The sequence below is a fragment of the Providencia rettgeri genome, assembly GCF_013702265.1.
Taxonomy (GTDB): Bacteria; Pseudomonadota; Gammaproteobacteria; order Enterobacterales; family Enterobacteriaceae; genus Providencia; species Providencia zhijiangensis.
On the sequence record NZ_CP059348.1, the window covers coordinates 3,588,453 to 3,612,254 of the forward strand.

A 23,802-nucleotide genomic window follows, 5' to 3' on the forward strand; every position below is an offset into this window, starting at 1 on the left:
TCTGAATAGGTGTAAATAAAGATAAATAATCACCCGATATTTCGATATCAATCATAATCGGGTGATAGTTATTAAATTAAGCATTTAATTACGTTGAGTATTATTAATTGATAACTTAATAATACTATTCAAAAACAAATCAACTCATTGTTAAATAACGAATTTAATAACTTTTAAAGCTAAATATGTGAAGCCTATCAAATACAAATTAAATAATTTAAGTAAAGTTTAAATTGCTCATTTCACTTTTCTTGAGGTTATTTATTTGCCAACTAATAATCGCGAAGTTATTTCTCAAATAACTTCAGGGCGTCGTTCTGCTGAAATACCTTCCGCAGAAACCCAAGCAATTAAAAAGCACACTGATGGCTTTGGCACTCTCATTCGTGACATAGATGGCTGGCTACTGGCAGAAGGCACCCATCTACGTCCCTATGAATGTCTTGGTGCCCACCCCGTCAACTTCGACGGTGTTGATGGGGTGATTTTTTCTTTATGGGCGCCCAATGCTCAACGGGTCTCAGTTGTTGGCGAATTTAATCAGTGGGATGGGCGTATTCACCCAATGACATTGCGCCATGAGGTGGGTATTTGGGAACGGTTTATTCCTGAAGCCAAACTCGGACAGGCGTATAAATATGAATTACAAGATAACCGAGGCTATATACGGGTCAAAGCCGACCCTTACGCACTGAAAAGTGTGCTATTTCCCCATGTAGAATCAGTGATAACGGCCTTGCCAGACAAACAAACACCGCCCCACTCCACTACTGCAAGTTCGCCACTTTCCGCGCCAATCTCAATTTACGAAGTGCATTTAGGCTCTTGGCGCCGTCACCCGCACAACAATGGCTGGCTAAGCTACCGACAACTGGGGGAGCAACTTATTCCTTATGTGGCGGAAATGGGGTTTACCCATCTGGAGCTGCTGCCCATCAACGAACACCCGTTTGATGGCTCTTGGGGCTACCAACCTATCGGACTCTATTCCCCAACCTACCGTTTTGGTGGCGTTGAGGATTTTCTCTACTTGATTCAAACCGCCCACCAGCATCACCTTAAAGTGATCCTCGATTGGGTACCTGCCCATTTTCCCAATGATGAATATGGGTTAATCCAATTTGATGGTACCGCGCTGTATGAATATGCGGATCCGCGCGAAGGCGTCCACCAAAACTGGCATACCTTGATTTATAACTACAGCCGCTATGAAGTGGCTAACTTTTTGGCAGGCAATGCCCTCTATTGGCTAGAGCGTTTTGGTGTCGATGGGCTGCGTGTCGATGCGGTTAGCTCAATGATCTACCGCGATTACAGCCGCGAAGAAGGAGAATGGGTACCCAACAAATGGGGTGGCAAAGAGAACCTCGAAGCTCTCGATTTTCTACGTTATACCAACCAAATTGTTCAACAGAACTGCCCCCATGCGTTAATGATAGCCGAAGAGTCAACCGCCTTTCCCAATGTCACAGGCTCTGTTGAAAATCACGGTTTAGGTTTTGATTTCAAATGGGATTTAGGCTGGATGCACGACACTCTGCGCTATATGTCCCTTGACCCGATTTACCGCCAATATCATCACCAACAAATGACCTTTGGTATGTTTTACGCCCACAAAGAACACTTCGTTTTACCTCTTTCCCACGATGAAGTGGTACATGGCAAAGGGTCACTTCTCAGCAAAATGTCGGGCGATACATGGCAAAAATTTGCCAATTTACGAGCTTATTATGGATTTATGTGGGGTCATCCCGGTAAAAAATTGTTGTTTATGGGAGGAGAATTCGCCCAAGGGCGAGAGTGGGATCACGACACGGGGCTAGATTGGCATTTACTGAACCCTGAATATGATGGCTGGCATACCGGTGTACAGCACCTTGTACGCGATTTAAATCACTGTTATCAGCAGCATCCACCTCTGTACCAGCTCGACGATTCCCCACAAGGCTTCGAATGGTTGGTCGTTGATGACCATCAAAATTCAGTATTCGCCTTTGTACGGCGCGATGCTAACAATCATGAAATTCTGGTGGTCGCCAACTTCACCCCCGTTCCCCGCGAAAACTACCGCATTGGCGTTCACCAATCGGCTTGCTACCAAGAAATTATCAATACCGATTCTCACTATTATCGTGGCAGTAATGTGGGCAATCAGGGGGCAATATCCACCCAGCAAATAGCGGCTCACGGTAAAAATCACTCCCTAAATATTACGCTTCCCCCTTTGGCTACCCTGTATTTGAAACGGGCGGATTTGGAAACGGGAGGCACCGAATGACACATTTTAATTTTCGGCAAGGTCACGCTTCCCCCCTTGGCAGCCACATGGACGAACACGGCGTCAATTTTGCGGTCTATAGCGAACATGCAGAACACATTGACCTGTGCGTGTTGGACTCACTTGGTGATGAAACTCGTTACTCGCTCTATCGGGGGAATAACCATATTTGGCATGGTTATTTAATGGGGGCAAAAGCGGGTCTGCATTATGGTTATCGCGCCAGCGGGAAATGGGAACCGCAAGCAGGATTATTTTTTGATGAGGCCCACTTACTGATTGACCCTTACAGCCGCGAACTCAGTGGTAAACAGCATCCTTACTCCGTCATCAGCCATGACCCGTATGACTGGCAAGGGGATACGCCTCTTCATACTCCATGGTCAAAAACCGTGATTTATGAAACCCATGTTCGGGGGCTTACCATGCTACACCCTGACATTCCGCCAGCCCTGCGTGGTAGCTATGCGGCTCTCGCACACCCTTGCATAGTCCAGCATTTAACGCGACTTGGTGTAACGGCACTGGAGCTGCTCCCTGTGCAATTTCATCTGGATGAACCGCGATTACAGGCTAAAAATCTCACTAATTATTGGGGCTATAACACGCTGGCACCGTTTGCGATTGAGCCTCAGCATTGGTCTGGGCAAGCAGGCTCTACGCCACTGCGTGAGTTTCGCGATATGGTCAAAGCCCTGCATCGTGCTGGCATTGAAGTTATCCTCGATATTGTGTTTAACCACACGGCCGAATTAGACCGCTCAGGGCCTTGCTTATCGTTTAGAGGGTTAGATAACCCCACCTATTACTGGTTAAGTGAAAATGGCGAATATGCAGATTGGGCGGGCTGCGGCAATACATTGAAATTGTTCCACCCCACCGTAAGCCAATGGGTGCTGGACTGCCTGCATTTTTGGGCAATTGAATGCCATGTTGATGGCTTTCGTTTTGATTTATCCACGATATTGGGGAGAACTCCGGAATTTAATTCCCATGCTCCACTGCTTAAGGTTATCTGCCAAGACCCCATTCTTGGGCAGCTTAAGTTGATTGCCGAACCTTGGGATCTCGCCAACAACGGTTACCAACTGGGGCAATTTCCACTGCCTTTTGCCGAATGGAATGACCAATTTCGCAATGATTGCCGTCGTGCTGTTTTGTATCAAGATATTCCTATCGGTACCTTGGCAAGTCGCCTTGCAGGCTCGCGGGACTGCTTTTTACAGAATGATCGTCCTAGTTTTGTTTCAATTAACCACATCACCGCACACGATGGCTTTACCCTGCAAGATTTGGTCAGTTTTAATCACAAGCATAACCATGCTAACGGTGAAAATAACCAAGATGGTACCAACCACAACAACAGTCATAATCATGGTTTTGAAGGGTTAAATGCCCCCGAGAAAATAGCGCGGGAACGCCAAAAGAGCCAGCGTCATTTATTAAGTTTGCTGTTCTTGTCATTAGGCACTCCGATGCTACGTGCAGGAGATGAATTAGGGCATAGCCAACAAGGGAATAATAACGCTTATTGCCAAGATAACCCGATAAGCTGGCTTAACTGGCAGGAAGCCGATCACTCGCTTATGGAATTTACCGCACAACTCGCCGCATTGCGCCAGCAGATCCCTGCACTGACGTCGGGGCAATGGTGGCATTCACTGCCACCCCATAAAACCGTTGAGTGGCTAAATGCCCAAGGCTCCCCCATAACCCTTGAACAGTGGCAGCAATCATGCCCCATGCAAGTGTTACTTTCTGGTCAATGGCTATTACTGATTAATTTCACTGAGCAGCCCCATTCACTCACGCTTCCCGAGGGGAATTGGCACCCTGTCCCGCCTTTTCATTTCCACTTGCTTAGCTCTATTCCCCCAAAAACCTTCGTGGTCATGCAGCGCCACGAATTTTCGCAAAGTGCCATTAAGGAATTGATATGTTAGAGAAAATGCCTTTTTATGCCTACCCAAATTCTATTTCGAGGCAACTATTAGCCAAAGAACTTCCGAGCAATACGGTTGCGCTTATCTTGGCGGGTGGTAAAGGCTCTCGTCTCAAAGCCCTGACTCAGAAGCAGCCAAAACCTTCACTCCACTTTGGCGGGAAATTTCGAATTATTGATTTCACCTTATCTAACTGTATTAATTCCGGTATTTATCGCGTCGGTATACTGACCCAATACTATTCCCATCACTTAATCCAACATATTCAGCACAGTTGGTCATTTCTAAACGGAAAAACCAATGAATTTATTGAAATTTTCCCTGCTCAACAGAAACAGGATGCCGAAGATTGGTACCAAGGTACTGCCGATGCCATCTTTCAAAATCTCGATGTGATTAGCCAATATCAAGCCAAATACATCATTGTGTTAGCCGGGGATCATATTTACAAAATGGATTATTCACGCATGTTGCTCGACCATGTAGAAAAAGGGAGCCAATGCACGGTGGCCTGTATTGAAGTGCCCTGTAGCCAAGCGTCTGAATTTGGCATCATGGACATTAACGATGACGAAAAAATAATTAATTTTATTGAAAAGCCTCAATTTCCCCCATCGATGCCGGGGAAGCCTTATGTCGCATTAGCCAGTATGGGCGTTTATGTTTTTGATGCCCAATACCTCTACCAATTACTTTCTGAAGAGCAGCAACAGCAGAATACACAGCATGATTTTGGTAAAAACTTAATCCCTAAAGCGGTACAGCAAGGCAAAGCTTGGGCGCACCCGTTTAGCCGCTCCTGTGTCTATTCTGATTTTAATATAGGTGCATCTCCCTACTGGCGCGACGTAGGCACCATTGATGCCTACTGGAACGCCAATATTGATTTAGTTTCAGCGAAGCCCGCACTGGATATGTATGATCCCCATTGGTCGATTCGGACGGGTCACTCCCCATTAGCACCCGCTCGGTTTATTCAAGGTGAGTCACAGCAGCCCCCTCAGATTACCAACACATTGATTAATGCAGGCTCCATCGTCGAAGATGCCAAAATTGCTAACTCCGTAATTTTCCAAAATGTCCGCGTGAATGCTCACAGCCAACTCAATGCCTGTGTGATCCTCCCCGATGTCTCTATTGGATATGCCTGCCGCTTACAACGCTGCATTATCGATAGCGGCTGTGTGTTACCCAACAAACTGGTGATTGGTGAAGATCCACAATGGGATGCCCAACATTTCTACCGCTCGGAAGGTGGCGTCGTCCTTGTCACTCAAACAATGCTCGATAACCTTGCCGCTTAAAGGAGACTCAGATGCGCGTACTTCATGCTGGCTCAGAATTATTTCCACTGCTAAAAACAGGCGGCTTAGCGGATGTGCTCGGCGCATTACCTCAAGCTCAAATCGCTGAAGGGGCGGATGTCCGTATCGTATTACCCGGTTTTCCTGCGCTACTGGATGCCGTTCATCACACCTTGGTTGGCAACCATATCAATACATTTGCAGGCCCCATCACTCTGCGTTTTGGCCATTATGATGGCGTCGGCCTCTATTTAATTGACGCCCCGCATCTCTATCAGCGTACAGGTAGCCCCTACCACGACAATAATCAACAAGAATACAGGGACAACTATCTGCGCTTTGCTTTATTAGGCTGGATAAGCAGCGAACTTGCCTGCGGTTTTGATGCCGATTGGCGACCCGACATTATTCACGCCCACGACTGGCATGCGGGACTATGCGCCGCCTATCTCGCCGCCAAAAATTACCCTGTTCCTTGCGTATTTACCGTTCATAATCTGGCTTACCAAGGGCTATTTTCGGCAATCCATTTTCCTGAGTTGCAGCTGCCTAACGGATTTTATTCCCCCGAAGGCCTAGAATTTTATGGGCAAATTTCCTACCTCAAAGCGGGGCTGTTCTACGCCAATAAAATCACCTTTGTCAGTCCCACTTATGCCAAAGAAGTTACCACTCCTGAATACGGTTATGGGCTCGCCAATTTACTTAAGCTGCGCCAATCTCAAGAGGATATTTTGGGGATCTTAAACGGCGTGGATTACCAAGTTTGGGATCCACAGCTTGACCCGTTGATCCCCCATAATTACGGGCGGCAAAATATGCTCGGCAAAGCCATCAGTAAAATGACCCACCAACGAGAAAACAAACTTAATGTCACCGATAAAGTGCCATTATTCGGTGTTGTCAGCCGCCTCAGTACACAAAAGGGATTAGACCTCTTGCTGGAAGTGATCCCCGATTTGTTGCACCAAGGCGGACAATTGTCAGTCTTAGGCAGTGGCGATGCTGATTTACAGCAGGCCTTTGAGCAACTTGCCGACCAATTCCCAAAACAGGTTTCTGTCCTTATTGGCTATGACGAACCCCACGCCCATAAATTGATTGCTGCCGCTGATGTGATTGTGGTGCCTAGCCGCTACGAACCTTGTGGGCTAACCCAACTTTATGGTCTGAAATATGGCACTCTCCCACTGGTTCGCCACACAGGCGGGCTAGCCGATACTGTCACCGATTGCTCCCTCGAAAATTTGGCAGATCGCACAGCAACCGGTTTTGTCTTTCATGACTATCACGGTTATCGCTCCCACCATGGAAAAGCTACCGAACTCAATGATGCTGTACGTCGCGTTTTCGCTCTGTGGAATGAACCGACTCGCTGGAAACGCGTACGCCGCCAAGGTATGCAGATGAATTTTAGCTGGCAATCTTCCGCCCAAAAATACCTTGTGCTTTACCAGAACTTAATTGAGCCAACGCTCCATTCCCCAACGATTGAAGGTGCTAACCATGAATGATCCATTTACCATCCAAAATCGCGAGCAGCGGATCAACACCCTGATCGACTCCATTCAAACCAAACTGAAGTTTATGATTGGCAAAGACCCCATTATTGCCACCCAACATGATTGGCTCAATGCCATCTCCTACGCTATCCGCGACTTAACCGTTGACCGTTGGTTACGTGCTATTCGCCGTTCTCTATCTCAATCGGATCGTGCGGTTGCCTATCTTTCAATGGAGTTTCTGATTGGCCGCACCCTTTCCAATACTTTATTAAATTTAGGCATGTACGAAGATGTGGCTGATGCGTTGAAAAAAATGGGCTTTGAACTAAGTGCTATTTTAGAAGAAGAGGATGACCCCGGTTTAGGCAATGGCGGTTTAGGGCGTCTTGCCGCCTGCTTTCTAGATTCTCTCGCTACCTTAAAAATTCCTTCCGTTGGATTTGGAATTCGCTACGAATATGGCATGTTTCAGCAAAATATTATTGATGGTCAACAAGTTGAATCCACTGACCGCTGGTTACAATATGGTAATGCATGGGAGTTTCCGCGCTATAACCTTAGCTACAAAGTCCGCTTTGCCGGCCGCCTTCAACAAGAAGGTAAAATCGTTCGTTGGGTGGAAACTGAAGAAGTGCTTGCTCGCGCCTATGACCAAATCGTGATGGGCTATGGCTGCGACGCCACCAACACCCTACGCCTATGGTCTGCCCATGCCACGAATGAAATGAACATCAACAAATTTAACCAAGGGGAATACTCGGCCGCCGTTGAAGATAAAAATTTTTCTGAGAATGTCTCCCGTGTGCTCTACCCCAATGATTCTACGGAATCAGGGAAAATTTTGCGTCTTGGGCAAGAGTATTTTCTTGTATCAGCAACCTTGCAAAATATCCTCGATGTCCATTACCGAGTCCATGGCACGTTGAGTAATCTTGCCGATAAAGTGGCAATCCATCTAAATGATACCCACCCCGTTTTAGCCATTCCTGAACTGATGCGCTTGCTTATCGATGAGCACGAATATGAGTGGGAAGCCGCATGGCAAATGAGTGAAAGAATCTTTTCCTACACCAATCACACTCTGATGGGAGAAGCATTAGAACGATGGTCTGTGGACCTTCTCGGGCGATTGCTCCCTCGCCATCTACAAATTATCTTTGAAATAAACGACCACTTTCTCACTGAGATCAAACAGCGTTACCCCAATAACCCAGAACTTTTAACCCGCCTATCTCTGATTGATGAATCCCATGGACGCTATGTTCGCATGGCATGGCTTGCCGTCGTGGGTAGCTACCAAATAAATGGTGTGTCAAAGCTGCATTCTGAGCTCATGACTCAAGAAATTTTCGCTGATTTTGCCAAAGTATTTCCTAAGCGTTTTAGCAATATCACCAATGGCATTACCCCACGCCGCTGGCTGGCGTTGTGCAATAAACCCCTGGCAAGCTTGATTGATGAAACCATCGGTGAAAGTTGGCGGGAAGATCTCACAGAGCTTTCGCGCCTACAGCAACGCACCGATTTTCCTCTATTTATTGAGCGGTTAAAAACCTGCAAATTAGAAAACAAAGTTGCTCTCGCCGACTATATCGCTAAAAACGTCAATATCATCGTCGACCCTCACGCTATGTTCGATGTACAAATTAAACGTATTCATGAATATAAACGCCAATTACTCAATATCTTGCAAGTCATTGGACGCTACCAGCGTATCTTGCAACTTCCCGAAAAAAATTGGGTTCCGCGCGTGGTGATTTTTTCAGGAAAAGCCGCCTCATCCTACGTTAACGCCAAAATGATTATCCGACTCATCAATGATATCGCTAACGTGATTAACCATGACGCCCGAATCAAAAACCGCTTAAAAGTGATTTTTATTCCAAATTACAGCGTGAGCTTAGCGGAGTTAATTATTCCCGCCACCGACTTATCTGAGCAGATATCCCTTGCAGGAACTGAAGCTTCTGGAACAGGTAATATGAAATTTGCCCTCAATGGCGCATTGACCATCGGCACATTAGACGGTGCTAATATTGAAATTCGCGAACATGTTGGCGAAGACAATATGTTTATCTTTGGGCATACCGCCGAGCAAGTTAACGCGATTCGCACACAAGGCTATGACCCACGAAAGATTTACCAAGATCATGAAGATCTGCACAATGTCCTCAATTCCCTCGTTTCGGGCATTTTCAGCCCTGATGACCCTAACCGCTATTACCCGCTTTATGATTCTCTGATTAATTTTGGCGATCATTACCAATTGCTTGCCGATTACCACTCTTACGTTCAAGCCCAAGATGCCGTCGATAAGCTATACCAAAACCCAACGTTATGGACGCAAAAAACCCTCAATAATATTGCTAATATGGGCTATTTCTCTTCCGATAGAACCATAAATGAATATGTTGAAAAGATATGGCGAATGAAACCCACTCAGTGAAATAAAAAATATGATTAAACAGCCCAAAGATTTAACGTAAATACTCGTATCAGGTTTAAAACTTTGAAGATCAAAAAAATGCATCAATACGCTGTATATGCGTATTTTTGCAGTTTTATCATTCGATAATTTTATTTTTATATTTTTTTATATTGAAAATATACTTAATTATGTTTTTCACTTATTTAAATTTAAATAAACTTAATTAATTAAAGCTTAATTACATAAAAAAAATCAAATCAAAACCCCTGTTCATTATTTTATTAATGACATTTACTTACCATTGTGATTAGTATAATTAAAGCCTAATAACAAAAATTCAATATCTACGTAAACTTTACGCAGATTAATTAACCCTACACGCAGCAATGCTATATTTCATAGGAATTCATTATGAATAAAGTTTATAAAACTATTTGGAACGACGCGATAAAGTCGTGGGTTGCCGTACCTGAAATAATGCAATCCGGACCAAAATTAAAAAACTCAACAGACAATAAGATTAATCCAAAAAATAAATGCAATAGCAAAAAAGAGAATATTTTAAGAATATTTAATATAAAAAATATTGTAATTGTTTTATCTGGTTTATTTCCGTTAATCGCTAATGCGGTTGTTAGTGATAAATTAACAGTAATAGTCGATGATGACGAAAAAATGGTTGCGGTTTATAATATAGATATCTATAAAAAGTATTTTCCTACTGCAAAATGGAACTCAAATAGTCCAAGTAACCTTTATTTACCTGAAACAATCGTTGTGGGAAAAAACTCTAGTCTTGCTAACTCAGCGACCGACTCTAAAACGGATGCGACTGGCGGAAGTGTTATTTTTGGTCCAAATTCTGTCGCTTATGGTTTTGGTAATACTGCATTTGGCGCTGGAACTTATGTCAGCACAGGTGGTACTGCTCTAGGAGTTGCAACCATCGCAAATAACTTAAGTACCAGCGTTGGACGCAGTGCAGTTGCTGAAAATAATGGTGTCGCGATTGGGCGAGCTGCATTAGCATCCGATACCGCAGATGGAGGGGTCGCTATCGGTGTTTCCAGTAAAGCTACCGCCAATAATGCCGTCGCGATTGGTCGTTCTTCCGTGGCTTCAAATGTGAATGAAGTCTCCTTTGGTAACGATACAATAAAACGTAAACTCACCAATATCGATGCGGGTAGTGCAGATAATGATGCTGTTAACTTTAAACAGCTATCCACCACCAATGCGAATGTTGCTAAAAATACTCAAGAATTAATTGATACGAATAATGTATTAAATACAGCAAAAACAGATTTAACTAAGCAAATCAGTGATAATAAAACCGATGCTAACAATCAAATAACTACCGTAAATAATAAAATAACCCAGATTAATAATGGAGAAATAGGTCTTGTTAAAATTAACAGTGCCAATAACCTTATTAATGTGGCCAGTGATAAACTTGGAAAAATAGTTAGCTTCACCGGCTTAAATGGCAATCGTAAATTAACGGGCATTGATAAAGGCACGGAAAATAACGATGCCGTTAATGTCAGCCAATTAAATGAAACTAATGCATTAGTCGCCAAGAACACGACCGATATTGCTGATAATAAAACTGTGATTGATAAGAACACTACCGATATCGCGGGCAACAAAACCGCTATCGATAAAAACACCACCGATATCGCCGACAATAAAACCGCTATCGATAAAAACACCACTGACATTGCTGATAACAAAACCGCTATCGATAAAAACACTACCGATATCGCCGACAATAAAACCGCTATCAACAAGAACACCACTGACATTGCCGACAACAAAACCGCTATCGATAAAAACACTACCGATATCGCCGACAATAAAACCGCCATCGACAAGAACACCACTGACATTGCCGACAACAAAACCGCTATCGACAAGAATACGTCTGATATCACCAGCAATACCGCAGCCATTGATAAAAATACCCAAGACATATCCAAACAAGGTGATGCGCTGAAAGATATCTCCACCAACTTAGAATCCGGTACCTTAGGGCTCGTCCAGCTGTCTGCCAACGGCGAAGAAGTGATCCTCAGTGATAAAGCCAAAGATGCCAAAGCGTTTAATATTGGCAATAAAACCCTGAACGGTGTTTTGGCGGGTAAATTAAGTACCGACTCCACTGAAGCGGTAAACGGTAGCCAGTTGCACGCCACCAATCAAGCTGTGACAGCGAATACCACTGCGATCGCTGATAACAAAACCGCTATCGACAAGAACACCACCGATATCGCCGACAATAAAACCGCTATCGATAAGAACACCACCGATATCGCCGACAATAAAACCGCTATCGACAAGAATACGTCTGATATCACCAGCAATACCGCAGCCATTGATAAAAATACCCAAGACATCTCCAAACAAGGTGATGCGCTGAAAGATATCTCCACCAACTTAGAATCCGGTACCTTAGGGCTCGTCCAGCTGTCTGCCAACGGCGAAGAAGTGATCCTCAGTGATAAAGCCAAAGATGCCAACGCGTTTAATATTGGCAATAAAACCCTGAACGGTGTTTTGGCGGGTAAATTAAGTGCCGACTCCACTGAAGCGGTAAACGGTAGCCAGTTGCACGCCACCAATCAAGCTGTGACAGCGAATACCACTGCGATCGCTGATAACAAAACTGCTATCGATAAAAACACCAACGATATCAAGAAAAATACAGCGGACATATCCAAACAAGGCGAAACACTGAAAGATATCTCCAGCAACTTGGAGTCCGGTACTTTAGGGCTTGTTCAGTTATCGGCGAACGGTGAAGAAGTAATATTGAGCGAAAAAGCCAAAGATGCCAAAGCGTTTAATATCGGAAATAAAACCCTGAACGGCGTGAAAGCGGGTAAATTAAGTGCAGATTCCACCGAAGCGGTGAACGGCAGTCAGCTCTATGCCACCAATCAAACGGTGAAAACCAACACTGACAATATTACCAAGAATACAAACGCTATCAGCCAAAATACCCAGGATATCGTAGAAAATAAAAACGCGATTACCACGATCACCAAAAACATTGATTCTGGCTCATTAGGATTGGTGCAGCTAAGTGCGGACAACCAGAAAATTGTGTTGAATAGCAAAGCTGATAGTGCCCGAGTGTTTGAATTTAACAACCGGACATTAAGCGGCGTATCGGCAGGTCGTGTAGCGGCTGACTCTACAGAAGCTGTCAATGGCAGCCAATTGCACACGACCAACCAAAGCGTAGCTAAAAATACGCAAAAAATTCAAGAAAATAGCGACAAAATAGCGCAACACGATACGGCGATTGCGCAAAATACCAAAGATATCCAAGCCAATACCGATAAACTGACGCAGCATGACAAAATGCTTAACCAGAATAGCCAAGATATTAAGGAAAACACCAACCGGCTAAACGAGCACGATAAGGAAATTGCTCAGAGTAAACAGGATATTAAAGCGAATACGGAAAAGCTGGCTGAGCATGATAGCGCCATTAGTAAAAACACCAGCGATATTCAGAAAAATACGGCGGCATTAGATAAACAAGGTAGTGAAATTGCGCGTTTATCCTCAGAAATGGGAGATGCCGGAGCGCTGAAAATGAGCCGTGACGGTGAAAGTATCAACCTCAGTGATAAGGCAAAAAGCGTCAAATCCATCAATTTTGGCGACAAACAACTTTCCGGTATTGCCGATGCGAAAAATGACAGCGATGCCGTCAATTTAGCGCAAATGAAACGTGGTAATGCCGAAACCTTAAAATCTGCGAACACTTACACCGATGAACGAGTCAATCAGTTGGGTGAATTTACAGAAAATGGGTTAAATCGCCTGAATACCAAAATTGATGATTTAGACAAAAAAGTCGACAAAGGTTTTGCTGCGAATGCCGCACTATCCGGTTTGTTCCAACCGTATGGCGTAGGAAAAATGAACTTAACGGCGGGTGTCGGGGGTTATAAAGATGAATCCGCAGTCGCTGTCGGTATGGGGTATCGCATTAATGAAAATGTCGCTATCAAAGGGGGAGTCGCCGCATCAACGGGTACAGGTTCTTCCACTATGTACAACGCGTCAGTGAACTTTGAATGGTAGTGTGAGTTGATATATGAAGGGGAATACTGATTGTATTCCCCTTTTTGCTATTAATACTCGCTGTAATCCACTTCTTCGTCATTCAGCTCAACCATGACGTCGAAATGTTCCATGATGTCCATAAACGGTTCGAAAATACCGGAAGGAATTAAGATCTCATGGTAGGCATCATTGCCGGAAGTCAGACCCAATAAATAGTAACCAAGGGCTTGTAGTTGCTGATTAGCGCGAACAAAAATTTGGTCTGGTCTTAAATCGTTTTTAGGGTCTTTAACGGCAAAATCTAGCTGAATATCCAACCCTTCAACGTCAACAGCGTCTTCCAAGAAACTCACCGCAGATTCACTGTCTTTCCAGTCTATCCAAAAGCTGTTTCCCATATTCGACCTGACAATAAGATCTGCCATTAAATAGCCAATTTCACCCTCTTCGATACGCTCGACGAACCCCTCTTCGTCTTCACTGATCGACTCTTTTAACTCTTCCTCAAATGAAGAGATATCCGTATCCATATTCTCGATTGAATCTGGATTTAACAGCTTCGCCAGCTTGTTAACCACCTGCATAATGTCATTGAAATGGTCGAGCGCTTCTGGGTTCATGCCCTGCATCGTTATTCCTTATTTTTAGCGTAATTGGCTGTATTTTCACTAAAATAGGTGATTCGGTATATCGACTAATTCCGATATTTACAGTGAATTAGCCTTGCACTGGTGTGCAAATCTCGATCAAAAAGCCATTTAGGTCATGAACATAACCTATCGTTTGTCCCCAAGGCATCTCCTGCGCGTCTTGTACCAACTCAGCTCCGGCTTTAACTGCCTGAGCCAACGCGTTTTGTACATTATCAGTCTCAAAAGCAAGTTCAAAAACAGGGGCGTGCGGATTAGGAGCAACCGCGCCTTTACCGAGTTGATTCATTAACGCCAATGAAGAAAATGAAATTGTTGTGCTACCAGTATCCAGCTCGCCATAATCACCACTTTCATGGAGAAACGATTTTTTAAAACCAAAAGCTTGTTGGTAAAAATCGAGGGTTTTCTCTACATTCTCGACATACAAAATAGCGTATTTGAATTTCATTATTTTCTCTCACGTCATAGGAAGTATTAGATAGGGAGTATTAGGCTTTGTCGCTATCAAATTGCTTGGCGACATCCACCAGCCATTTTCGGATCACTTTTTCATCAGATTCACTCACTCCACTTAATAACCTATTTTCAGTGGACTTAACAGCCCCTTTGCATTGACGTAATAATGCTTCCCCTAATTGGGTTATTTCAATAATTTGGATCCGCCCATGCTCCGGGTGCGGCAACTTAGAGATCATTCCCGCCTTTTCGAGATTTTTCACAATCACACTCATAGTCTGCGGTGTTAATAATGATAGCCTCGCTAAATCAGCCCCTGAGGCTTTAGGATATTCTGCAACCATTAACAACACAGAAAATTGAGGAAGCGTTACTCCCACATCCTGCAAAACTTGCTCCATGCGAATACGATGAGCCGCATGAGCCTGTCGCAGTAAATAGCCAATATGACCTGATTCCCCACGTTTGCCTTCCCCTATTTCAGGGATCATCGATGTATTAACTTTTGACTTGCGCATAATGTAAGAATTCGAATATTATTATCAGAGTTCTTATATTATCCGTTTGGAGCACAGAATGAAACCTGAAATTATTGGAAGAAGTGATTGGAATCAGTTTGAAAAAATCGCCCCTGAAGTCGTTGCCGCGATGGGAGAACTGGGAAAAGCCGTTAGCAATTCAGGGCTTGAAAAACCACTTACTGAGTTACTGAAAATACGCGTATCCCAAATCAACGGTTGTGCGTTTTGCCTTCAATATCACTTAAACTTAGCCCGTAAATTGGGGATTGAAGCCGCTAAATTGGATCTCTTGCCAACTTGGCGTGATGCCGGTATTTATACTCCTCGCGAACAAGCCGCGCTCGCTTGGGCAGAATCACTAACTTTAATGGCTGCTCAGCATGTTTCTGATGATGTTTATCAAGCACTACAGAATGAATTTACTGAATCCGAAATTGCGTTTCTAACCTCAGCGATTGGGGCGATTAATGCTTGGAACCGTATTGCGGGTGCTCTGCAATTCGCGCCACCAATTCCTAAATCGAGTTTGTAAAATCATGCATCCCAAGGTGAATATCGCCCTTGGGATGGTTGATTAACGGCTATACCGCTGCTGAATAAATTGCGCGCACAGCATCAAGGTTAAGCTTATCAATACCGCCAGACAGGCCATCGCCATACCGCTGCCAATGGAACCTTGCTCAAACTGGCGCCAAACAAAAATCGACACCGTTTGCATACCTGCAGGAGCCAGTAACAGCGAGGAAACCAGCTCTCGTGATGCCACCGCAAACACCAACATCATCGCCGCCACTAAGCTCGGTAAAACCAACGGAAATAAAATCAGTCTCAGTGACGTCATTAACCCTGCGCCATGAACCCGTGCCGCATCGGATAAACTGCCGCCAATTTGCGTGAATGCCGCACTGCAATAACGCACAGGATAAGGCAGTAGTAAGCAACTATAGGCCAGCAATAATATTCCCCAAGTATGGTAGGGCGTGATGGGCCAAAACGGTTGATTCCACGCCAAAATAAGCCCCACTGCGACCACAATACCGGGAATGGCTATTGGCAGTAACGAGAGCCCATCCAGCAATGCGGCACCACGGATCCGCTGCGCGACGACCAGCCATGCACATAAAAAGCCCAATATCCCCGTCAATATCGCGGTTGCCGTTGCGAGAGACACACTCATCACTAATGCATCGAGGGCTTCTGTGTGGCTATTTAACAGTCCAGCAAAATGCCGGAGCGTTAGATTATCCCACGTCAAACCGCCAGAAACCGTATTGGAAAATGCCGTGCCAAACATAGCCAGTAATGGCATGCCAACCGCGCAAAGCGCCACGAAAGAAAACAAACACACCGCGGGAATCCGCCAAATACCCAATGAGCGAGTCACCAATGCCGCGGCTTTGCCCGTATTCGTCGCCACATTACGCCCAGACACTAACGAACGCTGTAAGGTATAAGCCAATAGCGCCAAACTGGCTAATACCAATGACAGCGATGCCGCTCCCGGTAAATCAATCGGCCAATCGGCAAGACGCTGCTCGATATCCGTTGTCAGAACCCGAATACCATTCGGAGAGCCAATCGCCGAAGGAATGCCGAATTCTTCAATCGCCAAAGTGAAGACCAGCAATAAACCTGCGGCAATCGAAGGCAAAGAGAGAGGCAATGTCACTCGCATAAATGCCTGCCATGCGGATGCCCCATGAACTTGTGCCACATCCGCCAGACGGTTGCCATTCACCGCCATACTGCGGGAGACCGCAAAATAGAGCACCGGAAACAGATTTAACGACATAATCACCACCATTCCCCCAAGGGAAAACAGGGCGCTACCGGGGCTGATACCAAATAGTTGCTGAGAATAACCATTCGGTTGCAGGGTTAACATCCATGAAAGCCCTGCGATATAAGGTGGAATTAAAAATGGAATCAAAAACAGTAAGTCCCAAACACGGGCAAAAGGCAGGTTAAATAAGCCACGTAAAGCCCCTAATGGGATGGCTATCATGGCACTCACCAGCGCCACACCTAAACCCAGTAAAAACGTATTTTGCAGTAAATTTGCCAGTGCTGGTTCATTAAATAGATGGGTAATCGGCTGGAAAATTTGGCTGAAATCCCCTTGTCCAAAATACGGAAATAGCGCTTGTAACACAATAAAACTCAAGGGAATAATCACTAAAATCGCCAAGGCGATTAAGATCGAAAATGGCAATAAACGACGTGTCATCATCAGAAAATCAGCTCCTGCTGGGTCGCTAATGCCACCCAGCGGCGAGGAAGAGAAAACCGTTAGCGGAAAATGCCGCTAAAGCGAGATAACACGCTGCTGCGTTCTGCGCTGTCGGTAGTCGGTTCTGGCAACAGTTTTAACGTCGAAAAATCAGGCCGCTTGCCAGCAACATCCGTTCTGGCTGGCATTAACCAGGCATCTGCCACGATTTTCTGACCTTCAGGAGAGAGCACGTAATCAACAAAAGCTTTAGCTTCATTTTGCTGTTTACTGCTATTTAAAATCATCATGGGACGTGGCGCGATGGCCGTTCCGCTGCTTGGGAAAATCACCTCGATGGATTCACCTTCCGCTATGCTGCCATAAGCCACATAGTCGACTGCCCCAAATACAGCCGCTTTTGCCCCTTGCAACACAGGCGTTAACGCTTGCGCATTCGGACCAGAAATCACCATCCCGTTGGCTTTTAATTCAGAGAATAGCGTCCATGCGGCTTCTGGTTTTGCATTCTGTAATCCCAACAATAAGTCTAACGATGCCCCTGACAATGCAGGGTCTGGCATGGTGACTTTGTCTTTAAAAACTGGCTGAGCTAGATCTGCCCAATCTGTTGGCTTCGGCGTGCCACTTTTACTGTTCCAAACAATCCCCAAGGCGGAGATCCCTTGTGCCACATAGTATGGTGTTTTGAATTGCGCAGGCACTTTTTCGGCATTTGGGCTTTCATACGCCAGTAACCAGCCTTTTTGCTGAAGGTCTACCGCGGTATCCCATGAGGCAGAAATCAAGACATCCGCACGCGGGTTGGCCTGTTCCGCTTCTAAGCGCGCCATCACTTTGCCAGTCGTTGCCTGAAACACATCCACTTTCACGCCTGTTTGCTTTTCATACCCCGCGGCTAGCTGTTTTGCCATCGCCCCTGGCCCTGCGGTGTAGACGGTCAAGGCATGGGAAGAAACGGAAAATAGTGCGCAGGATAATCCTAAACTCATTGCGATACCTTTCATGGAAAAATGGTTTGATAACATCAGCTTTTGCATAACAGAGTCTCTCTTCATAAGGTGGCCAAACTGTCTATTTTGCCGTTTTGCATATGAGCGATTTGATGCGCCAATGCATGGGCTTCTGCAGGATCGTGAGTGACATAAACGGCGGTAATTTCTAATGCGCGAAGTAGCTGCGCCATCTCATCACACAGAGAACGGCGTAAAGCAACATCAAGGTTAGAAAGGGGTTCATCAAACAATAAAATTTCAGGTTCCGCGATAATGGCGCGGGCTAATGCCACCCGCTGCTGCTGACCGCCAGAGAGGTCGGCAGGTTTACGCTTGGCAAAACCTGCTAATCCAACCCGCTCTAAGGCTTGGTTCACCCTATCCTCTATCGCTTGACGCGCCACTTTGCGCATACGTAAAGGAAAAGCCACGTTCTGAAATACGGTCATGTGAGGCCAAAGTGCATAATCTTGAAACACCATACCGAGATTGCGCTGTTCCGGCGGGACAAGTCGCTGGGCACTTGCAACCAGCTTTTCATTCAATAAAATCTCGCCTGAGCTTGGTTGCAATAACCCCGCTAACAGCTTCAATAAGGTGCTTTTACCGCAACCGGAGGGGCCTAATAGCGCTAAGATAGAGCCTTTTTCGACGGTCAGATCAATCCCATCCAGCACCGTTTGATGAGCAAAAACTTGAGAGAGTTTGTGAATAGAAATCATCGGATGCTGCGAGGCTAATTGCGCATTCGCTGCGTTAGCTTTTTGAAAAGCATCCTGACTCCCATTCAATGAAGAGAGTGCGTTTAACATACATTGTTATCCTCTTTGGGACTTAATCGTTATCGAGGATGCTACGAAAGGAATGGGTCAGTGAGATGACAAATTTATGATGGAATAATGACAGGGTGAATGGGCATCAATGGGATTATTAATATAATAAATAAGATAGGAAAGGATGAGTTTCCTCACCCTTCCCATCATTTTATTCAGTCGTCGATTGCGCTTGATGAACTGCGATATAACGCTGATAACGCTGTGGTTTTAAGCGGCTTAAATCCACCAAAACCAAACCGTCAATGCAGTCGTTAAACGCAGGGTCAGTACCAAAATCAATAAACTGCACGCCACCTGGTTCACACAGCTCCGTATACTGTTTATACAGCGTCGGAATAGAGCAGCCAATATTGCTGAGTAAGCTTTTTAGCTTCACTAAATCTTCTTGATAGTTATTGCCATCAAACTGGGCTAAAACCTGTGGTAGTGACGCGGGATACGGCTTACGGGATTGCGCCATTGCCAGCTCCGAGGAGAAATAAAGGCGATAAAAGGCAATCAGCAAATCACGCGCAGCAACGGGCATACTTCCTGAGATAGACACAGGGCCAAATAGATAACGATATTGCGGATACTTCGCTAAATACGCGCCAATACCTAACCAAAGATAATCTAAGCCACGTTTTCCCCAATAGGCAGGCTGAATAAAACTGCGCCCTAATTCAATTCCTTGCGCCAAAATAGGCATCATGTCTTGGTTATAGTGGAACAGGCTATTACTGTAGATCCCCTCTAACCCTTTTTTCTCTAGTTGCTGCTCCGTCGGCACAAATCGGTATGCGCCCACCACTTCTAAATCCTCTTCATCCCATAAAATAAGATGGTAATAATCGTCATCGAAACTATCGAGATCGCGGCGTCGACCGGAGCCTTCCCCCACCGCGCGAAATGCGATTTCCCGCAATCGCCCTAGCTCGCGTAGAATCGGCGTTCGCTCTTCTTGCTGACGCTGGTAGAGGTAAATAATTTTACCATCAGGAGTGACGCCTAATTGTTCGCAAGCCGCTAGCGCCTTTTTCAGTTCAATGCGATCTTCAGGTAACGCGATTGGGGCTTCACAGGTAAACAGCCCAGCCTTTCCTTTCCCTAGCAGATACACATGGCGACGAAACCGCTCTGCCAGTTCATTATCATTCGTTCGCCCGTCATACCATTGGGAAAACGGGATGCGCCCACCGATGCGTAATTTGATGCGATTATTGCGCTGCTTGAACATTTCGTTCACCAGCATCAAAGCAGATAGCGGCTTATACACCAAGGATGTTGTGTAGAACAGCAGGCTGTTATGGGCTTGCACATGCACAGGAACAATCGGTGCGCGAGATTTGGCGGCTAAACGTAAAAAACCTGTGCGCCAATGACAATCACGAACGCCTTTCGTGCTCCAGCGAGAAACTTCCCCCGCAGGGAAAACAACCAAGGCCCCTTGGTTATCAAGATGCGATTGCATACCAACGACTTGCTGGCGGTTGGTGCGATTGCCAACATTATCGACAGGAATAAATAAGCTTTGAAGTGGCTCAAGGTAACTGAGCATTTGGTTGGCGACGATTTTGACATCGGGTCTAACCGTTGCCACTGCGCGTAAAATTGCGAGCCCATCAAGGGAGCCAATCGGATGATTTGCAACAAATAAGACCGGCCCTTGGCTTGGGATATTCTCTAAATCCCCATCGCCTAATTCGCAACGGACATTCAAGTCATTCATAAACTGCTCGACAAGATCGAGCCCTTTTAAGTGCGGATAATCTTCAGCAAGCTGCTGGAAATCTCTTTCATGTAATAAACGCTTTAATAACTTCCGTTTCCAAGCGGGCAGTGTTTGCTGCGGAAAAGCACTTTCCAGTAAAGCATCAACACTAAACATAATGAAGTCCTCTCACATGCGCGTTATTGGCAAATTTAAGTCATAATAATGACGAATAAATAACCACTTTGTGACAAGATTATGAAATAAATGATGCAAGAACTATACGTCATTGTCCGAGAAATCCTCGACACTTTTGACGATTTCTTCTCCATTTAGCTTTTGTTTACTTTCCACCTAAAAATATTGTCTTTTTATTCAGTTAATTACAAATTCAGTCTTCGCTAAAAAAACTGGCACAAACCCTGCATTAGCTCTCTTGAAAGAGCGGGAAACCGCTACACAAAAATAGAGGAGCAATGTTGATGGAAAAAGTCATCACCGTCTGCCCGTATTGCGCCTCAGGCTGTAAAATCAACCTGAAGGTGGAGAACGGGAAGATCATAGGCGCTGAAGGCGCAAATGGTCACACAAATGAAGGGGAGCTTTGCCTGAAAGGTTACTATGGCTGGGACTTCATTCATGACACTAAAATTTTAACGCCGCGTTTAAAAAACCCGATGATCCGCCGTCAACGTGGTGGCAAATTAGAGGCCGTTTCTTGGGAGGAAGCCATTGAATTTGCAAGCTCCCGTTTATTAGCCATCAAAGAAAAATATGGCCCAAAAGCCATCATGACGACAGGCTCTTCCCGCGGTCCGGGTAACGAAGCTAACTTCGTGATGCAGAAATTTGTTCGTGCAGCGGTCGGTAGTAACAATATCGACTGCTGTGCTCGTGTCTGACACGGCCCTTCGGTTGCAGGTCTGCAGCGTTCGGTCGGTAATGGCGCAATGAGCAACTCAATTGTTGAAATTGAGGATACCAAATGTATTTTTGTCTTCGGTTATAACGCCGCGGACTCACATCCTATTGTCGCTCGCCGTATTTTAAAAGCGAAAGAGAAAGGGGCACAAATTATTGTCTGCGACCCGCGTTATATTGAAACCGCGCGTATTGCAGATATTCACTTACCACTGAAAAACGGTTCGAATATCGCATTATTGAATGCGTTAGCCTACGTTATCATCGAGGAAAATCTGTATGACCATGCCTTTATCGAGGCACATACCGATAAATTCGACGAATATCGTGCATTAGTCGCGCCATACACACCTGAATCAGTTGAAGAGATCACCGGCATCAAAGCCGAGGATATCCGCAGAACCGCACGGATGTACGCCAAAGCTGAAAATGCCACCATTTTATGGGGTATGGGTGTGACTCAGTTCTATCAAGGGGTGGAGACGGTTCAGTCTCTGACCAGCTTGGCATTACTGACAGGCAACCTTGGCAAGCCGCATGTGGGTGTGGGTCCTGTACGTGGTCAAAATAACGTACAAGGTGCCTGCGATATGGGCGCATTACCAAATACGCTGCCGGGCTACCAGTATGTTTCAGATAAAGCGGCACTCGAGAAATTCGCCAAATTCTGGGGCATTGACGCAATGCCGGATGAAAATGGTATTCCACTGAGTGAAGTCCCTCACTTTATCGATGAAGGCGTGCTGAAAGCACACTATGTGATGGGTGAAGATCCACTGCAAACAGAGCCGGATTTAGCAACGATCCGCCGCACGTTCGACAAACTTGAGCTGTTAATCGTGCAAGATATCTTTATGACTAAAACCGCGTCAATTGCAGACGTGATTTTCCCAGCCACTTCTTGGGGAGAACATGAAGGTGTTTATACGGCGGCTGACCGTGGTTTCCAACGCTTCTATAAAGCGGTAGAGCCTGTGGGTGATGTGAAAACTGACTGGGAAATCATCAGTTTAATGTCAACCGCAATGGGCTACCCAATGCACTACAACAACACCAAAGAAATTTGGGATGAGCTGCGTGAGCTTTGCCCGATTTATTTTGGTGCAACTTACGAAAAAATGGCGGGCTTGGCATACATTCAATGGCCATGTCGTACATTAGAAAGTGAAGGCACTGAGTACCTGTATGAAGGTGGTAATTTCGATACACCAAATGGTCGCGGTCAATTCTTCACTTGCGAATGGCGTCCACCAATCGACCAAGTCAGTGCTGAATACCCAATGGTTCTTGCCACCGTGCGTGAAGTGGGTCACTACTCTTGCCGCTCTATGACCGGTAACTGTAAAGCCCTAGCGTCTCTTGCTGACGAACCAGGTTTTGTTCAGATCAATACTGCCGATGCGAAAACGTTAGGCATTAAAGATCAGGAACTGGTCTGGGTCTGTTCACGACAAGGTAAAGTCATCACTCGCGCCAATATCAGCGACCGCCCAAATAAAGGCGCCGTATATATGACGTATCAGTGGTGGATTGGTGCTTGTAATGAACTGGTCGCCGAAAACTTAAGCCCGATAACCAAAACACCAGAATACAAATATTGTGCGGTGCGAGTTGAGCCAATCGCGGATCAACATCAAGCCGAGCATTATGTGGTTCAGGAGTATACGGGTATCAAACGTCGCTTACGTGAGGCGGCCGAAGGTTTATAGTTTGTTTTAACGCTTTGCACTGTAGGTATGCGTATATAAAGTAAACCTACAGTGCAAATTTATATTAAAAACGATATAGATTAAAATCCGTATAAAGATAATAAACATCCCCATTCAACAAACGATTAAAATAAAATATTAATCGCCATTAAAAACTATTTAATAAAAAAATAACTTTCCAACAAAATAATCAACATCCTTTATTTTTTACTTATTAACTTTCCTTTTTCCCATTTCTTTTTTCCCTTTCCTT

The 23,802-nt window shown here is 45.1% G+C and carries 14 protein-coding genes and 1 pseudogene; 8 read left to right on the forward strand and 7 right to left on the reverse strand.

The genetic code is table 11. The annotated features are described in order from the left end of the window. Window positions 1-289: 289 nt before the first annotated feature. The 6 genes and pseudogenes from glgB to H0913_RS16495 form a co-directional block, all read left to right on the forward strand. Window positions 290-2,278 (forward strand): annotated as a pseudogene (gene glgB, locus H0913_RS16470) (1,4-alpha-glucan branching protein GlgB); the annotation flags it as partial. Then, a complete protein-coding gene (gene glgX, locus H0913_RS16475; RefSeq protein WP_181477618.1) occupies window positions 2,275-4,221 on the forward strand; it encodes a glycogen debranching protein GlgX in 1,947 nt (648 codons plus the stop codon). The pseudogene glgB and the gene glgX, both read left to right, overlap by 4 nt. Next, the gene (gene glgC, locus H0913_RS16480; protein ID WP_181477619.1) at window positions 4,215-5,525 is read left to right on the forward strand and encodes a glucose-1-phosphate adenylyltransferase; all 1,311 of its coding nucleotides are present in this window, start codon (window positions 4,215-4,217) and stop codon (window positions 5,523-5,525) included. Before glgX ends, glgC begins: the two co-directional genes overlap by 7 nt. An 11-nt stretch (window positions 5,526-5,536) precedes the next feature. Further along, window positions 5,537-7,039 carry a glycogen synthase GlgA gene (glgA, locus tag H0913_RS16485; protein WP_154639389.1) on the forward strand — a complete coding sequence of 501 codons (1,503 nt, stop codon included), beginning with the start codon at window positions 5,537-5,539 and terminating at the stop codon, window positions 7,037-7,039. After that, window positions 7,032-9,476: a glycogen/starch/alpha-glucan family phosphorylase gene (gene glgP, locus H0913_RS16490; RefSeq protein WP_181477620.1), complete on the forward strand. Its 2,445-nt coding sequence runs from the start codon at window positions 7,032-7,034 to the stop codon at window positions 9,474-9,476. Before glgA ends, glgP begins: the two co-directional genes overlap by 8 nt. A gap of 759 nt (window positions 9,477-10,235) precedes the next feature. After that, window positions 10,236-13,556, forward strand: coding sequence for a YadA-like family protein (locus tag H0913_RS16495; protein ID WP_232368800.1), 3,321 nt, complete (start codon window positions 10,236-10,238; stop codon window positions 13,554-13,556). A 50-nt stretch (window positions 13,557-13,606) separates the two neighbouring features. On the opposite strand, the gene H0913_RS16500 is transcribed toward H0913_RS16495, so the two are convergent. From H0913_RS16500 to H0913_RS16510, 3 genes are all read right to left on the reverse strand, one after another. Beyond that, on the reverse strand, window positions 13,607-14,167 hold the full coding sequence (locus H0913_RS16500; protein ID WP_181477622.1) for a DUF6630 family protein: 561 nt from the start codon (window positions 14,165-14,167) through the stop codon (window positions 13,607-13,609). 88 nt (window positions 14,168-14,255) lie between these two features. Continuing rightward, window positions 14,256-14,639 carry a VOC family protein gene (locus tag H0913_RS16505; protein ID WP_154602949.1) on the reverse strand — a complete coding sequence of 128 codons (384 nt, stop codon included), beginning with the start codon at window positions 14,637-14,639 and terminating at the stop codon, window positions 14,256-14,258. Between the two features lie 40 nt (window positions 14,640-14,679). After that, a complete protein-coding gene (locus H0913_RS16510) occupies window positions 14,680-15,165 on the reverse strand; it encodes a MarR family winged helix-turn-helix transcriptional regulator (RefSeq protein ID WP_154638055.1) in 486 nt (161 codons plus the stop codon). A gap of 58 nt (window positions 15,166-15,223) precedes the next feature. Between H0913_RS16510 and H0913_RS16515 the strand changes: the two genes are divergently transcribed. Then, window positions 15,224-15,700, forward strand: a complete 477-nt coding sequence (locus tag H0913_RS16515) for a carboxymuconolactone decarboxylase family protein (RefSeq protein ID WP_154638054.1) — start codon at window positions 15,224-15,226, stop codon at window positions 15,698-15,700. Between the two features lie 42 nt (window positions 15,701-15,742). On the opposite strand, the gene H0913_RS16520 is transcribed toward H0913_RS16515, so the two are convergent. The 4 genes from H0913_RS16520 to H0913_RS16535 form a co-directional block, all read right to left on the reverse strand. Continuing rightward, window positions 15,743-17,395 carry an ABC transporter permease gene (locus H0913_RS16520; protein WP_181478827.1) on the reverse strand — a complete coding sequence of 551 codons (1,653 nt, stop codon included), beginning with the start codon at window positions 17,393-17,395 and terminating at the stop codon, window positions 15,743-15,745. A gap of 62 nt (window positions 17,396-17,457) precedes the next feature. Further along, a complete protein-coding gene (locus tag H0913_RS16525; protein ID WP_420720232.1) occupies window positions 17,458-18,438 on the reverse strand; it encodes an ABC transporter substrate-binding protein in 981 nt (326 codons plus the stop codon). A 14-nt stretch (window positions 18,439-18,452) separates the two neighbouring features. Beyond that, window positions 18,453-19,205 (reverse strand): ABC transporter ATP-binding protein, encoded by a 753-nt coding sequence (locus H0913_RS16530; protein ID WP_181477623.1) that lies wholly within the window; start codon window positions 19,203-19,205, stop codon window positions 18,453-18,455. A gap of 172 nt (window positions 19,206-19,377) precedes the next feature. Continuing rightward, window positions 19,378-21,096: a lysophospholipid acyltransferase family protein gene (locus tag H0913_RS16535; protein ID WP_181477624.1), complete on the reverse strand. Its 1,719-nt coding sequence runs from the start codon at window positions 21,094-21,096 to the stop codon at window positions 19,378-19,380. A 305-nt stretch (window positions 21,097-21,401) separates the two neighbouring features. On the opposite strand from H0913_RS16535, the gene fdhF reads away from it, so the two are divergent. Beyond that, window positions 21,402-23,549 (forward strand): formate dehydrogenase subunit alpha, encoded by a 2,148-nt coding sequence (fdhF, locus tag H0913_RS16540; protein ID WP_181477625.1) that lies wholly within the window; start codon window positions 21,402-21,404, stop codon window positions 23,547-23,549. Window positions 23,550-23,802: the final 253 nt, after the last annotated feature.